Source organism: Planobispora rosea (assembly GCF_014648175.1).
Taxonomy (GTDB): Bacteria; Actinomycetota; Actinomycetes; order Streptosporangiales; family Streptosporangiaceae; genus Planobispora; species Planobispora rosea.
On sequence record NZ_BMQP01000017.1, the window covers coordinates 103993 to 118927 of the forward strand.

The window sequence follows — 14935 nt, forward strand, 5'->3', positions numbered from 1 at the left end:
GGGGAGGATCTAGAGATGGCATATCCAGAAGCTGTTGTGGATTCCCATCGCAGTGACAGTCTTCCGGACGCGCGTGCGGCCGGCCTGAGTAACGACGACCTTGTGCTCCTGGCGGAGCTCGCCAAGGGGGTCACCGTGGACCGTGTGGGGAGGCGCCTGGATATCAGCGGGCGGACGGTCCGGCGCAGGCTCCGCGGCATCTGCGACCGCATCGGCGTGGCCACCGCGATCGAGGCGGTGGCCTGGGCGGCCCGCCGCCGCCTGATCTGAAGCCGCCCGATCCGGACCCGGGCCGTCGTCGTCCGGGTCTCCGTTATCCGGATGTCCGGCGCCCGAGGGTGTCCGGATGTCCGGCATCCCGGTGGCCGTCGGCTGAGTGCCCGCTGTCAGGGCGTCAGGCGTCCTGGTGCCCGATGGCGGGATCCGCTCCGCGGACCCCGTGGCGCCCCGCGTCACTCCGCGATCCGGACGCCTCCGGCGAACGGGCGCCCCGCGATCGGGGCGATGTGGATGACGTCCCCGGTCCGGGGCGCGTGAACCATCAGGCCTCCGCCGATGTAGATCCCGACGTGGTGCAGGTCGCTGTAGAAGAAGACCAGGTCGCCGGGGCGCAACTGCTCCTTGGAGATGCGGGTGCCCGCGGTCCACTGGTCACCGGTGTAGTGCGGAAGGCTGATGCCGACCTTCTGGTAGGCCCACATGACCAGGCCTGAGCAGTCGAAGCCGTTGGGACCCTCGGCACCCCAGACGTACGGCTTGAGCTGCTGGGTGAGCGCCCAGCGGGCGGCCTCCGCGGCCTTGCCGTCGCCGATGATGGGCATGTCGACCTTCACGCGGCGGCCCCGGCCCCCGGCCTGCTCGCGCACCTCCCTGAACAGGTCGCTCTCGACCCTGGCGACCAACCGTTCGATCTTGGTGCGCTTGGTGCCGATCTCGGAGAGGAGCTCCTTGACCTCGGTGGTCCGGGCCTTGGCCGTGACCTTCGCCTTCTCGGCGACCTCCATCGCCCGGCTGACCTGCGCGACCTCCTCGCTCTGCCGCTGCTGGAGCGCGTAGGCGGTGGTGGCCTGGTCGAGGAAGGCGTCGGGGTCGCCGGAGGAGATGAAGGTGAGCCCGGGGCCCATGCCGCGGGTCATGTAGTTCCGCTGCGCCACCAGGCGGGCCTTGCGTCGCCGTTCCTCCAGCTCGGCCTCGCTGATGGACAGGGTCTTCTTGGCCGCCTCGGCCACCCGCTCGGCCTGCTTGAGCTTGACCCGCTCGCCGTTGTACTGCTCGGTGAGCCGGGCGATCTCCGTGTGGAGCTTGTCGGCCTGCTTGGCGAGCTCGCGGATGCTGGGCTGGGGATCGGCGACGGCCGTGCTCAACGGGGTGCCGAGGGTGAGAGAGGCGAAGGCGATCCCGATGATCGCAATCTTTCCGGAGAACCTCCGGGAGAATTCGTGCGGGCCGCGTTCTCGGCAGCGGGCGCGCTTGCCCGCATGCCTTCCTCCACGATCGCGCGTGCGCTTCACCAACAGGCTCCTCTCCTCTGCCGCCTACCGGGTTAGCTGACGGGTTCGGGCCGGGAGACAGCCCTACCGTGGCGCGCGGGCGCACCACGGATTCACCCCGGAGGTATGGGTCCCCGGTTCCCCAGGTTCGGAGATTCGGCGAACCGGCCCTTCGGGCAGGCCGGTACCGAGCCTGGACATTAGTGCAATGGAGGTTCGTGCTCAACCAGAACTGCTAACTGGGTAGAGGTTCCACAACCGGAAGATCACGGACAGATCACATGAAAGATTGATCAACATGGGTATTACCCTGGGCTGATCTGCTCACGTCTGTTCACGGCCGGACTTCGCCCAGGTCTTCGCAGGTCCGTCCGCCTTCTGCGGGCTGATAGCCGGGTACGGCCGGTGCGGCCAGCGCATCGTGATCGGCTGTCCACGCGTCGTCACGGATAACAATGGGACGCGAGTTAGGGATGGGCCGTAATCCAGGTGCTCCGAGGACGTACTCTGATCAGTCATGGAGCAGGTTGTGGAGCAATCGCCGGGTCAGGAGGCTTCGGAGCGGAGGGACTCCGGCGCGATCACGGTCCGGCGCGCCCGCACCCCGGACGTACGCGCCATCCGGCGGCTTGTCGACACCTACGCGGGAGCCGGCCCGCGCCTGCTGGAGAAGGCCACGGTCACGCTGTACGAGGACGTCCAGGAGTTCTGGGTCGCCGAGCGGGAGGGCGAGGTGGTCGGCTGCGGGGCGCTCCACGTGCTCTGGGAGGACCTCGCCGAGATCCGGACCGTCGCCGTCGACCCCTCCTGCCGGAGGATGGGCGTCGGTCACCTGATCGTCGCCGCCCTCATCCGCACCGCCCGCGAGCTCGGCCTGCGCCGGGTCTTCTGCCTGACTTTCGAGGTGGCGTTCTTCGCCGGGCACGGTTTCCGGGAGATCCAGGGCACGCCCGTGTCACCCGAGGTCTACGCGGAACTCCTCGCCTCCTACGATGAAGGGGTCGCCGAGTTCCTGGACCTGGAACACGTCAAGCCCAACACCTTGGGAAACACCAGGATGCTGCTCCATCTGGAGGCGAGTGAACCGGGCGCTGACTCATAGGAAAAGGTGACTGTTGTTACCTATATCGATACCTTGTGCACCAGCACGCATGTGCCTGGCATAAGTCACATGCCCAGTCGAAGTGAGGTGACGCGGTGAGCACCGGACAGCCGCCGTATCCGCAGGATGATCCCGACCGCGATCGCACACCGTCGGGGCAGCCGGAATACGGACAGCAGAACGCGGGTCGCGCCCAGGGCGGGCTCGACCCCGATGTGACGATCGTCGGATACCGGTCGGAGAACACCGGACCCGGGCAGACTCAGCCCGGCTACGGCCAGCAGTCCTACGGTCAGCAGCAGGAGTACGGTCAGCAGCAGGGCTACGGCCAGCAGCAGTCCGGTTATGGGCAGCAGCCGCAGCCCGGCTATGGCCAGCAGCAGGGCTACGGTCAGCAGGCCGCGTCCCAGGAGCAGCCCGGCTACGGCCAGCAGCCCGGTTACGGGCAGCAGGGCTATGGCCAGCAGCAGTCCGGTTATGGGCAGCAGCCGCAGTCCGGGTACGGCCAGCAGCAGGGCTACGGTCAGCAGGCCGCGTCCCAGGAGCAGCCCGGCTACGGTCAGCAGCCCGGTTACGGGCAGCAGGGCTATGGCCAGCAGCCGCAGTCCGGCTATGGCCAGCAGCAGGGTTACGGTCAGCAGCAGTCTGGTTACGGTCAGCAGCCCGGCTACGGCGACCCGTCGGCCTACGGCCAGCAGCCCGGCTACGGTCAGCAGCCCGGTTACGGGCAGCCGCAGTCCTACGGCCACCAGGCGCCCGCCTACGGCCAGGGTTACGGTCCGCAGGGCGCGATGGTCCCGGGTGCTCCGGCGCCCCTCGCGGAGTGGTGGCAGCGCCTGGTGGCGCGGCTCATCGACGCCGTCATCCTGGCGATCCCGCTGTTCATCCTGACCTTCGTGCTGGCAGCGATCCTGATCACGAGTCCTGACTTCAACCTGGAGACCGGCGAGGTCACTCCGGGGGGTGGGTACTTCCTCGCCAGCCTCCTCACGGCCATCATCTCGGGCTTGATCTTCATCGCCTACGAGTTCTTCATGCTCAAGCAGAAGGGGCAGACCGTCGGGAAGATGGTCATGGGCATCAAGGTGGTCCAGGTGGGCAGCGGCTCGACCGCCGGCGGCCTGCCCGCCGACGCCGCCCTGAAGCGGGCGGGTGTGCTCTACGGCCCGCAGCTGCTGCGGGGGTACATCGGCATTCTCGACGCCGTCGTCGGCCTCTTCAGCCTGCTGAACGTGCTCTGGCTGCTGTGGGACAAGCCTCTCCAGCAGGCCCTGCACGACAAGGTCGCCTCGACGGTGGTCGTCAAGGTCAAGTAGTCCCCTGGTTCGGTGATTGCCGGGGCCGGTGGTTCGTCCACCGGCCCCGCTTTCATATGCGCTTTCATATGCGGGCGGGCTCTTGAGCGGTTCGCGGGCGGGCTTCAGAGGTTCGCGGGCACGTCCCCGCCGACGCACGTATCAGGTCGTGCCGACGTGGGCACGTATCGGACTACGGCCGCGGAGGCACGCATCGGGCCGCCTTCACTTCCCGGCGGGAAAACCGTGTGGAGTAACGCTCCGAGGGCAGGCTCGGTCCGAAGGGCAAACCCATTCACGTCGGTGAGAGGAGTGTCATGGACTCTTCCTCGCGCTCCGGAGGCGAGAACCGTCACCGACCGTCCGGCGCTCCTGATGCCCGCCGTGAGGCTCCAATAGGCCCCGGCGCGGCGGCAATGAGCTCAACGCCGATCGGGCCGGAGGCAATGGACCCGGCCGCAATGGGACCGGCCGCAATGGGATCGGCGGGCCTCCCGGAAGCCCCGATAGGCGGGATACCGCCCCCCGGAGTTCCCGCACCGCCGGCCGGGTGGCGGGAACGATTGCTCGCCCGCATCATCGACGGCGCCCCCTTCGTGGTGCTCCACTGGATTCTGTCATTCCTCTTCTACGCCGCCTTCGCGCCGGAGGGTGGAGATCAGGTGAGGGACCCCCGGGTGCTTCCGGGGTTGTTCGCCGGACTGATCGCCTTTGGCGCTTATACGCTCTATGACTATGCGCTGCACCGCCGGAGCGGCCGCACCCTCGGCAAGAAAGTGATGGGGATCCGCGTGGTCCCGTGCGGGGCGGCTCCGGAACCCGGCGGGTTGCTGAAGCGGGCGGTTCTGTATCCGGGCGTTCTCCTGACCGTCGGCATTCCCGTGCTGAACCTGCCGGCGGCCGTCTTCGGCTTCCTGATGGGTCTGTCGATCCTCCTCGACGGGCCTCTTCTGCGGGGGTTCCACGATCGGGTGGCGGGTACTCTCGTGGTCAAAGACCTGGGCTGACATTGGCTCAGGCGGCATAAAGATCATCGTGTGACCACTCCGCCGGACTTTTCTGGAGCACTTTACGAGTGCAACCGGTAAGACGTCTGGAGAGACGTATTAGAGTGGACGGAGGAGCGGTAGAGTTGCCCCTGGGACGCACATCGCTCCTGGAAGCCGCTATGGTCATAGGTGAGCGGATACGCCCGCGCGGGTGTGTTCCCGGTCAGCCGGGGCCCTGTGGCCGACGATTTCGCGGATCCTGAATGCCGACCCTGCGGAGCGAGGACATGTACGACGTAATAGCGGCGCTGACGCCCCCCGTGGTGGTCGGCGGGGTTATTGTGTATGCAGTTTTCAAGCTCTTCCGCAGTGAGGCCGCAGGTCGCCGGTCGTCGAAACCAATCGATCAAGCCGACTCTCAGAACGGCTGATCCCCCCTCCTTCCTTCCTCCCGGTTTGCCCGAGGAATCGCCCGGGATCCTGGAATTGCTGCCCAGACAGCGCGGGTATATGTTTAGCTAGCAATGAAACAATGCCCCGTGAAAGGGTTCCTTACATGGCCAAGCAGATCCAGGAGATTCTCATCGACGACCTCGATGGAGGCGAGGCCAATGAGACCGTCAGCTTCGCGATTGACGGTGCCAGCTATGAGATTGACCTGAGCGACGTAAACGCGAAGAGGCTCCGCGACTCCCTCGCTCCTTTCGTCAGCAGCGCCCGCCGTTCCACCGCTGTGGCCCCTCGGCGCCGTCGTGGTGGCAGCGCCCGTGCCCTGACCCGGGAGAAGAGCGCCGACATTCGTGCGTGGGCGAAGTCCCAAGGTATGAACGTCAGCGAGCGCGGCCGGATCGCATCCTCGATCGTCGAGAAGTACGAGCAGGCTCACTGAGGCACGGCCGGCGAAACGGTTCGCCGTTCGTGATCATGCGGTTATGGCGGCCACGGTGGGGTCCGGTGGCGGCCATGACCGCATGATGCATTTCGGGGTCGTCCGTTGCCCCGGCTTTCCTGTCCGGCCGTCCTCGCTTTCCCGGCGGCCGTCCCGCTTTCCCGTTCCCTTCCCCGGCTCTCCCCGCCGGATGACCGCCGTACGGGGCCCTGTCGCGCCCCCTTCTTCCGCTCCGAGCCGTCCTTCCGGATCGCCGTTGACGGCCGATGAGCTTCACGACGGCTCTCGATGGTCAATAAACGTCGTTCGCTTGCGGCGTAGTGGGAACATCACACCCCCGACAAGTAGTTGGATGGAGCGTGAACGCCCTGCTCTCGGGGAACGTCCTATGGCATAGAGCGGTCTCCGGGTCAGGGCTACCATGCGGGAGGACAGGGCCCGGATATCCCGGACCTGCCTGACCGCTCTGTGAGGAGCGACGAGATGTTCGAGAGGTTCACCGACCGCGCACGGCGGGTTGTCGTCCTTGCCCAGGAAGAGGCAAGGATGCTCAACCACAACTACATCGGTACGGAGCACATTCTTCTTGGTCTGATCCACGAAGGTGAAGGCGTTGCCGCCAAGGCTCTGGAGAGCCTCGGCATCAGTCTTGAGGGTGTGCGGCAGCAGGTCGAGGAGATCATCGGCCAGGGCCAGTCGGCGCCGTCGGGGCACATTCCCTTCACCCCGCGCGCCAAGAAGGTCCTTGAGCTGTCGCTCCGCGAGGCCCTGCAACTGGGGCACAACTACATCGGCACCGAGCACATCCTGCTCGGCCTCATCCGTGAGGGCGAGGGCGTGGCGGCCCAGGTGCTGGTGAAGCTGGGCGCCGACCTCAACCGGGTGCGGCAGCAGGTCATCCAGTTGCTCCACGGTTACCAGGGCAAGGAGCCGGCCGCCTCGGGCGGGCCCCAGGAGGCCGCGCCCTCGACCTCGCTCGTGCTCGACCAGTTCGGCCGCAACCTGACCCAGGCCGCCCGCGAGGGCAAGCTGGACCCGGTCATCGGCCGTGACAAGGAGATCGAGCGGGTCATGCAGGTCCTCTCCCGGAGGACCAAGAACAACCCGGTCCTGGTGGGCGAGCCCGGCGTGGGCAAGACCGCCGTCGTGGAGGGCCTGTCCCAGAAGATCGTCAAGGGCGAGGTCCCCGAGACGCTCAAGGACAAGCAGCTCTACACCCTGGACCTGGGCGCGCTGGTGGCGGGTTCGCGCTACCGAGGCGACTTCGAGGAGCGCCTGAAGAAGGTCCTGAAGGAGATCCGCACCCGGGGCGACATCATCCTGTTCATCGACGAGCTGCACACGCTCGTCGGTGCGGGCGCCGCCGAGGGCGCGATCGACGCCGCCAGCATCCTCAAGCCGATGCTGGCCCGCGGCGAGCTGCAGACCATCGGTGCCACCACCCTGGACGAGTACCGCAAGCACCTGGAGAAGGACGCCGCCCTGGAGCGGCGCTTCCAGCCCATCCAGGTGGCCGAGCCCAGCCTCAGCCACACGATCGAGATCCTCAAGGGTCTGCGTGACCGCTACGAGGCGCACCACCGGGTCTCCATCACCGACGGGGCCCTCGTGGCCGCCGCGCAGCTGGCCGACCGCTACATCAGCGACCGGTTCCTGCCGGACAAGGCGATCGACCTCATCGACGAGGCCGGCTCGCGCATGCGCATCCGCCGCATGACCGCCCCGCCGGACCTGCGCGAATACGACGAGAAGATCGCCAACGTGCGGCGCGAGAAGGAGTCCGCGATCGACGCGCAGGACTTCGAGAAGGCCGCGGCCCTGCGTGACCAGGAGAAGCAGCTCCAGCTCAAGCGCGAGCGCCGGGAGAAGGAGTGGAAGGCCGGCGACATGGACGTCGTGGCCGAGGTCACCGAGGAGCTCATCGCCGAGGTCCTCGCCACCGCCACCGGCATCCCGGTCTTCAAGCTCACCGAGGAGGAGTCCCAGCGGCTGCTCCGCATGGAGGAGGAGCTGCACAAGCGGATCATCGGTCAGGAAGACGCCGTCAAGGGTCTGTCCCGCTCGATCCGCCGCACCCGCGCCGGTCTGAAGGACCCGCGCCGCCCGGGTGGCTCGTTCATCTTCGCCGGCCCGTCCGGTGTCGGTAAGACCGAGCTGTCCAAGTCGCTGGCCGAGTTCCTGTTCGGGGACGAGGACGCGCTGATCATGCTGGACATGTCCGAGTTCATGGAGAAGCACACCGTCTCCAGGCTGTTCGGCTCCCCGCCCGGCTACGTCGGATACGAGGAGGGCGGCCAGCTCACCGAGAAGGTGCGGCGCAAGCCGTTCTCCGTGGTCCTCTTCGACGAGATCGAGAAGGCCCACCCGGACATCTTCAACTCGCTGCTGCAGATCCTGGAGGACGGTCGCCTGACCGACGCCCAGGGTCGTGTGGTGGACTTCAAGAACACCGTCATCATCATGACGACCAACCTCGGCACCCGGGACATCTCCAAGGGCATCGGGGTCGGGTTCGCCAAGTCCAACGACACCGAGTCGAACTACGACCGGATGAAGGCGAAGGTCCAGGAGGAGCTCAAGCAGCACTTCCGGCCCGAGTTCCTCAACCGCGTCGACGACATCGTGGTCTTCCACCAGCTGACGCCGAAGGAGATCATCCAGATCGTGGACCTCATGCTCGGCCAGGTCGCCGAACGCCTGAAGGACCGCGACATGGGCCTGGAGGTCTCGCCGGAGGCCAAGCAGCTGCTGGCCGACCGCGGGTACGACCCGGTGATGGGCGCCCGTCCGCTCCGCCGTACGATCCAGCGCGAGCTGGAGGACACCCTCTCCGAGAAGATCCTGTACGGCGAGCTCCGCCCGGGCCAGACCATCAAGATCACCATTGAGGGTGAGGGCGACAACGCCAAGTTCATCTTCAGCGGCGAGGCCACCAACCCGGTTCCCGACTCGGCGGCGTCCATCGCGGAGCCCATCCAGCACTGACGCCACAAGCACGAAAAAGCACAATAGGCAGACCCCGCGGTGACCAGGCTCACCGCGGGGTCTGCCTATTCGTTACCCAAGGAACACCTTTCCGCCACCACAAGTAGTACTACACTCTGTAGAGCGAACTGGGTCACGTCCTGTCCCGCGGCTCACCAGCCGCCCGCACGGGACCGGAACGTTCCCGAGATCAGCCCAGCGGCGTACGGCGGAATCCGCTCCAGGAGTGACGCGGAGACCGGTGTGCACGCGAGATGCTCTCGGCGGACGGGGCCGAGTTCCCGGCAGGAGAGGGACTCCGGCCCATGAGGCCGGGACCACGGGTGTGGGGCGATCAAGCCTCTTACCCAGAGCACGCCTGGGAGGCATCGGATGCGTTTGCGGCACGAGGATGGAACGCTCGTTCACCTGGCCTACAACGCGGGTGTGCACCCGGCGGAGGACCTGGAGAACCTGATCGCCCACCTGACCCGTTACGCGGTCCCGGTGCGCAGGCGCCTGGGCGTGGAGCGCATGGGCATCGGCCTCTGGCTCTCCCCGGGCGTCGCCGACCACCTCATCGCCGACCGGATCGAGCTGGTACGGCTCCGCCGCTCGCTGGAGGAGCGCGGCCTGGAGGTCGTCAGCCTCAACGGCACCGGCGGCCGGAACCAGGAGGCGCCGGGCCCCGACTGGGCCAAGCCCGAGCGTTACCGCTACACGATGGCACTGGCCAAGATCCTGGCCTTCCTCCTCCCGGAGGACGTGCGCTTCGGCAGCATCTCCACCATCCCCATCGGCTGGCGCCGTGACTGGCCCGCCGACCTGCACTCCATCGCCTCACGACGGCTGGAGCGACTCGCCCGCGAGCTGCGCGGCCTCTACAGCGTGACCGGCAAGACCATCAGGGTCGGCTTCGAGCCGTGGCCCGGATGCGTGCTGGAGACCACCGAGCAGGCCCTCGAACGGGTCTGCGACATCGACTCCGAGCACCTCGGGGTCTGCCTGGACGCCTGCCACCTCGCCGGGGGCGGCGAGGAGCCCGGAGCGGCGCTGCGCGGCCTGGCCGCGGCGGGGGCGCCCGTGGTCAAGCTCGGCCACGTCCACAACCACATGGGGGACGCCTGTCAGGAGCTTCCCAGCACCCGCCCGGTGCTGGAGGACACCCTGACCGCGATGCTCTCCGGCGCGGTGAACGGCACCGCCCACATCGAGGTCGAGACCCACGACCTGGCGGTGCCGGTGCGGGCCAAGGGCCCCGGAGCACTGGTCAGCATGCTGGCCGACGAGCTCGACTGGGCCCGGGTCAACCTCACCGCCCTCGGCTTCCGCCTGGCCGCCTGAGGCTCAGCCGGGGCTCATCCGGCCCTGCCCGGCCTGCCCGCCGGACACTCCCTACGCGGACACGATGCGGGGACGGAGCAGGGCCAGCTCCCTGCGCGAGGAGACTCCCAGCTTCGGATAGGCCTTGTAGAGGTGGTACTCGACGGTCCTGGGGCTCAGGAAGAGCTGGGCGGCGATCTCCCGGCTGCTGCGGCCCTCCACGGCCAGCCGTACGACCTGGAGCTCCTGCGGTGTCAGCCGGTCGAGCAGGTCGGCGGCGGTGGCCTCGGCGGGCATGAGCGACTCCCCGGTGGCCTTCAGCTCGGCGCGGGCACGATCGGTCCAGGGCGTGGCGCCCAGGCGCTCGAAGACGCGCAGTGCCGAGCGCAGCGGCACCCGGGCCTCGCTGCGCCGCCTGGCCCGCCGCAGCCACTCCCCGTACAGCAGTTCGGTGCGTGCCCGCTCGAACGGCCTGCCCCCCTGCTCGTGCAGCCGTACGGCCTGCGCGTAGAGGTCGCCGTCGTCGTCCACGAGGGCCCGGCAGCGCAGCGCCACGGCCCGCGCCCACGACTGCCCGCCCGCCTGCGCCCAGGTCCGGAACCTGGCCAGCGGTTGCGCGGCGCGTTCGGGCTCGCCGAGCCGTACGGCCGCCTCGACCTGATCGGGAACGGCGGCCATCAGGACCGTGGTGTGGCGGCCGGGACCGAGCCAGGCGCGCTCCAGCCGTTCGAGGGACGGCCGGTGGCGGCCCATGCCGAGGTCGAGGAGGCTCAGCCCGCACTCGGCGGGCACGCCCCCGGCGTCGGGGCGGTGCTCGGTGAGCTCGCGCAGGCGTGCCTCGTTCCCCTCCATCGCCGCGATCCTGGCCAGCGTGGTGTTGATCCGGCCGATGCGCCGGTGCTGCCCGGTGTCGGCGGCGATCGCGATCCCCTCGGCGGCGGTGGCCTCGGCGTCGCGGCGCAGGCCGTTGAGGAGCTGGGCCTGCGCGAGCTGGTGCAGGACCCGGGGGAGCCGGCCCGCCAGTCCCAGCCTGCGGCAGCGTTCCGTCTCGGCGGCGGCGAGCTCCTGGGCGACGTCGTCGGCGCCGAGGATCACGGCGGCGTGCACGCGGTGCATCCAGTCCGTGTCGTCCCGCGTCAGCAGGTCGGCCAGGAGGGGCAGACCGGCCGCGTAGTCGTCGTCCACGAGACAGGTCAGCGCCCGGACGAGGGGATCGGCGGGCGACAGCGCGGACGCCGCCCGGATCGACGGGGCGTCGCCCGCGAACCACGCGTAGGTGGCGGCGGCGCGCGCCATGGCCTGCGCGCCGTCCGGGACCGCCGGAGTCCCGCGATCGGCGGGAACCGCACCGCCCGGGGAGCCGGGGTGGTGGGCGGGGTCGAGGAGGAGACGGGCGGCCGCGAGCGGGTCCCCGTGCTCGAACTCCACCGTCGCGTTCACCAGGGCCGCCCGGGCCCGGTCCACCGGATCCCCGTCCAGCACCGCCGCCCGCCCGGCCAGTTCGGCGGCGCGGTGCGTGTCCCCGGCACGCAGGGCCAGCTCCGCCGCCCCGGCCAGCCGCCGGGACCTGGCGGCCGGGGCGGGGGTGAGCTCGGCGGCCTGCTCGTACAGCCGTGCGGCCTCGGCGAGGCCGCACTTGGCCCGGGCCCGGAGCGCGGCCCCGTCCAGCTCCGCGGCGACGCTCTCGTCGGGGGCCACCGCCGCGGCGGCCCGGTGCCGGGCCCGGCAGTCGGGGTCGGTGGCGGTCGCGGCGAGCGCCTCGTGCACCGCCACCCGCCGCGCGAGCGGCACCCCCTGATAGGCGGCGGCGAGGATCAGCGGGTGCCGGAAGACGGCGGCTGTGCCGGTGACCCGGCCCGCGATCCGCACCAGCCCGGCTTTCTCCGCCTCCTCCAGGTCCTCCAGGCCGACGCCCAGGGCCGTGGCGGCACCCAGGACGGTGGGCAGGTGGCCGCGGGCCTCGGCGGCCAGGATCAACAGCATGAGCCGCGCGCGTTCGGAGAGGCGGCCGATCTGACCCTGGAAGGAGGCGAGCACCCGGTCGGTCACCGCCGGCCGCCCCAGGGCCCGCGGCTCCTCCAGCTGGGCGGCGCCGAACTCGATGAGGGCCAGCGGGTTGCCCGCGGACGCGGCGACGATCCGGTCGCGTACGGCGGGCGACAGGGGCCGCCCGCCCCGTTCGGCGAGGAGCGCCCGGGCGTCCTCGGGCCCCAGCCGGGAGAGTGCGATCTCCGGCAGGCCGGAGGCGGCGAACCCCTCGTCCTCCCGGGCCGCGAAGATCATGACCACTCCCTCGGCGGCGAGGCGGCGGGCGACGAACGGCAGGGCCTCGGCGGTGGCGCGGTCGAGCCAGTGGGCGTCGTCGACCAGGCACACCACCGGACCCTTCTCGGCGAGATCCGCCAGGAGCGTCAGGACGGCCAGCCCGATGAGGAACAGGTCGTGCCCGTGGGCGGCGCCCGAGCCGAACGCCTCGCGCAGGGCTCCCGCCTGGGACGGGGGCAGCCGGTCGAAATGGTCCCGTACCGGCCAGACGAGCTGGTGGAGCCCGGCGAAGGCCAGGGTCGCCTCGGCCTGGACGCCGGTGGCCCGCAGGACGCGTGTCTCCGGCGACATCTCCGCCGACAGGTCCGCGACGCGGTCGAGCAGCGCCGACTTGCCGATGCCCGCCTCGCCCCGGATGACCAGCGCACCGCTGCGGCGGTGCGCGCACGCCTCCGCGACCGTCTTGGTGATCGCCGCCAGTTCGGTGGCCCGCCCGTACAGCACGGATCAAAGGTACGTGGTCCAGTACCGCAAGATTACGGATTCGCCCCGTAGATCCCTACTCGTACCTTCGTGACCTGCCGGAACACCATACGGAGGGACGAAATGAACGAGCTGTTCGAGCCGCTGACCGTCGGCAAGCTGGACCTGCCCAACCGCCTCGTGATGGCCCCGATGACCCGCAGCAGGGCCTACGGCGGGCTGGTGACCGAGCTGACCGCCGAGTACTACGCGCAGCGCGCGGACGCCGGCCTGATCATCACCGAGGGCACCCAGCCGAGCGTGATCGGCCAGGGCTACGTCCACACACCGGGCATCCACTCACCCGAGCAGGTCGAGGCGTGGCGCGTGGTGACGGGCGCCGTCCACGCGAAGGGCGGACGGATCTTCCTGCAGATCATGCACACCGGCCGGGTCGGGCACCCGTTCCTCTACCCGGACGGCGCACTCCCGCTCGGCCCCTCGCCGATCGCCTCGGGGGAGAAGCTGTTCACCGGCCAAGGACTGGTCGACCACCCGGTCCCCCGCGAGATGACGCTCGAGGACATCGCCCGGACCATCGAGGACCACGTGACCGCGGCACGCAACGCGATCGAGGCCGGGTTCGACGGGGTGGAGCTGCACGGCGCCAACGGCTACCTGATCCAGCAGTTCCTCGCCGACGGCAGCAACCGGCGCACCGACGCCTACGGCGGCCCGGCCGAGAACCGGATCCGCTTCGCCGTCGAGGTCACCGCCGCGGTCGCGCACGCGATCGGACCCGACCGGGTGGGCATCCGGATCTCACCGGCGAACACCAACAACGGCGTCACCGAGAGCGACCCGGAGGAGGTCTACCCCGCGCTGGTGCGAGCCCTGGCGCCGTACGGCCTGGCCTACGCGCACGTGATGGAGACGGGCCCGCGGGAGATCACCGAGCTGGTCCGGGCGGCGTGGCCCGGCGTGCTCCTCCTCAACCCGGTCACCGCGCCGGACGCCGCCCCGCACACGTCCGTCGAGGCGGGAACGGCCGCGCTGCGCGAAGGACTGGCCGACGCGGTCTCCCACGCCCGGCTCTGGCTGGCCAACCCGGACCTGCCCGGCCGGATCCGGGCGGGCGGGCCGTTCAACGACGCCGACCCCGCCACCTTCTACGGCGGCGACCGGCGCGGCTACACCGACTACCCCACGCTGGAGGAATCCCGCGACGACCGCTGAGCCGCCCCGCCGAGGAAGGCGCGCTCCACACGGTCAGGACGGGAGCCGGTAGGTGCCGTCGTCCAGGACCTCGGCCAGCCCGTCGGCGACGAGGCCGTCGAGGGCGCGCTCGCGCTGCGGGGCGTCGTCCCAGACGACGTCGAGGGCGGCCTTCGGGACGGGGCCGTGAGCCTGGCGGAGGACGGCCAGGAGGCGGCCCCGGCACTGACGGTCGGTCCCGGCGTAGGTCTGCCCCTTGCGCGCGGGCCCGTCGTAGGCGGGCTTGCCCGCCAGCCGCCACGCGCACTGGCCGCTGATCGGGCAGTCGGCGCAGCGGGCGGCGCGGGCCGTGCAGACCAGGGCGCCCAGCTCCATCACGGCGACGGCCCACACGGGCGCGTCCTCCGGGCCGGGCAGGAGCGACTCGGCCAGCGCGCGCTCGGCGGCCGTGGTCGCCTTCGGCGGATACTCCTGGCCGGAGACGGCACGGGCGAGGACCCGGCGCACGTTGGTGTCGAGCACGGCGTGGCGGCCCCGGAAGGCGAAGCTCGCCACCGCCGCCGCCGTGTACTCACCCACCCCCGGCAGGGCCAGCAGGGCGGCGTGGTCGGCGGGCACCTCGCCGCCGTGGCGCTCCACGATGGCCCGGGCGCAGGCGTGCAGGTTGAGCGCCCGGCGCGGGTAACCGAGACGGCCCCAGTGCCGTACGGCCTCCCCGGGCGGTTCGGCGGCCAGCGCGGCGGGCGTCGGCCAGCGCTCCATCCACTCGGTCCAGACGGGAAGCACCCGGACCACCGGCGTCTGCTGCAGCATGATCTCGCTCACCAGGATCGACCAGGGGGTGGCGTCCGGGACCCGCCACGGGAGATCACGGGCGTTGGCGGCATACCAGTCGAGGATGGGACGGAGCAGCGGGCGGGACTTGGACACCTCTTGACGAT

Annotated in this window: 11 protein-coding genes and 1 riboswitch; of the genes, 8 read left to right on the forward strand and 3 right to left on the reverse strand. The window is 70.0% G+C overall.

Annotated elements, in window-relative coordinates:
- Positions 1–102: 102 nt before the first annotated feature.
- Positions 103–270: a helix-turn-helix domain-containing protein gene (locus IEZ08_RS18715; RefSeq protein WP_362799447.1), complete on the forward strand. Its 168-nt coding sequence runs from the start codon at positions 103–105 to the stop codon at positions 268–270.
- A 182-nt stretch (positions 271–452) separates the two neighbouring features.
- Here IEZ08_RS18715 and IEZ08_RS39625 read toward each other — a convergent pair whose 3' ends face one another.
- Complete coding sequence (locus IEZ08_RS39625; RefSeq protein ID WP_229803257.1) at positions 453–1511, reverse strand: C40 family peptidase; 1059 nt, start codon at positions 1509–1511, stop codon at positions 453–455.
- Positions 1512–1516: 5 nt separating this feature from the next.
- Positions 1517–1662, reverse strand: a riboswitch (cyclic di-AMP (ydaO/yuaA leader).
- A 345-nt stretch (positions 1663–2007) separates the two neighbouring features.
- Between IEZ08_RS39625 and IEZ08_RS18725 the strand changes: the two genes are divergently transcribed.
- The 6 genes from IEZ08_RS18725 to IEZ08_RS18750 all read left to right on the forward strand — a co-directional run bounded on the left by IEZ08_RS18725 (position 2008) and on the right by IEZ08_RS18750 (position 10073).
- Positions 2008–2592: an amino-acid N-acetyltransferase gene (locus IEZ08_RS18725; protein WP_084780817.1), complete on the forward strand. Its 585-nt coding sequence runs from the start codon at positions 2008–2010 to the stop codon at positions 2590–2592.
- Positions 2593–2807: 215 nt separating this feature from the next.
- Positions 2808–3908 (forward strand): RDD family protein, encoded by a 1101-nt coding sequence (locus tag IEZ08_RS18730; RefSeq protein WP_203863161.1) that lies wholly within the window; start codon positions 2808–2810, stop codon positions 3906–3908.
- 455 nt (positions 3909–4363) lie between these two features.
- Positions 4364–4894, forward strand: coding sequence for an RDD family protein (locus IEZ08_RS18735; protein ID WP_268249345.1), 531 nt, complete (start codon positions 4364–4366; stop codon positions 4892–4894).
- A gap of 538 nt (positions 4895–5432) precedes the next feature.
- Positions 5433–5765, forward strand: a complete 333-nt coding sequence (locus IEZ08_RS18740; RefSeq protein WP_068928084.1) for a histone-like nucleoid-structuring protein Lsr2 — start codon at positions 5433–5435, stop codon at positions 5763–5765.
- Between the two features lie 483 nt (positions 5766–6248).
- Entirely contained in the window at positions 6249–8750 is a 2502-nt protein-coding gene (locus IEZ08_RS18745; protein WP_068928083.1) for an ATP-dependent Clp protease ATP-binding subunit, read from the forward strand.
- 372 nt (positions 8751–9122) lie between these two features.
- Positions 9123–10073 (forward strand): TIM barrel protein, encoded by a 951-nt coding sequence (locus IEZ08_RS18750; protein WP_068928082.1) that lies wholly within the window; start codon positions 9123–9125, stop codon positions 10071–10073.
- Between the two features lie 51 nt (positions 10074–10124).
- On the opposite strand, the gene IEZ08_RS18755 is transcribed toward IEZ08_RS18750, so the two are convergent.
- Complete coding sequence (locus IEZ08_RS18755) at positions 10125–12821, reverse strand: helix-turn-helix transcriptional regulator (RefSeq protein ID WP_189242580.1); 2697 nt, start codon at positions 12819–12821, stop codon at positions 10125–10127.
- 102 nt (positions 12822–12923) lie between these two features.
- Here IEZ08_RS18755 and IEZ08_RS18760 point away from each other — a divergent pair, with 102 nt between their 5' ends.
- Positions 12924–14015 carry an alkene reductase gene (locus IEZ08_RS18760; RefSeq protein ID WP_189242581.1) on the forward strand — a complete coding sequence of 364 codons (1092 nt, stop codon included), beginning with the start codon at positions 12924–12926 and terminating at the stop codon, positions 14013–14015.
- 33 nt (positions 14016–14048) lie between these two features.
- On the opposite strand, the gene IEZ08_RS18765 is transcribed toward IEZ08_RS18760, so the two are convergent.
- Entirely contained in the window at positions 14049–14924 is an 876-nt protein-coding gene (locus IEZ08_RS18765) for an HhH-GPD family protein (RefSeq protein ID WP_229803259.1), read from the reverse strand.
- Positions 14925–14935 lie beyond the last annotated feature (11 nt).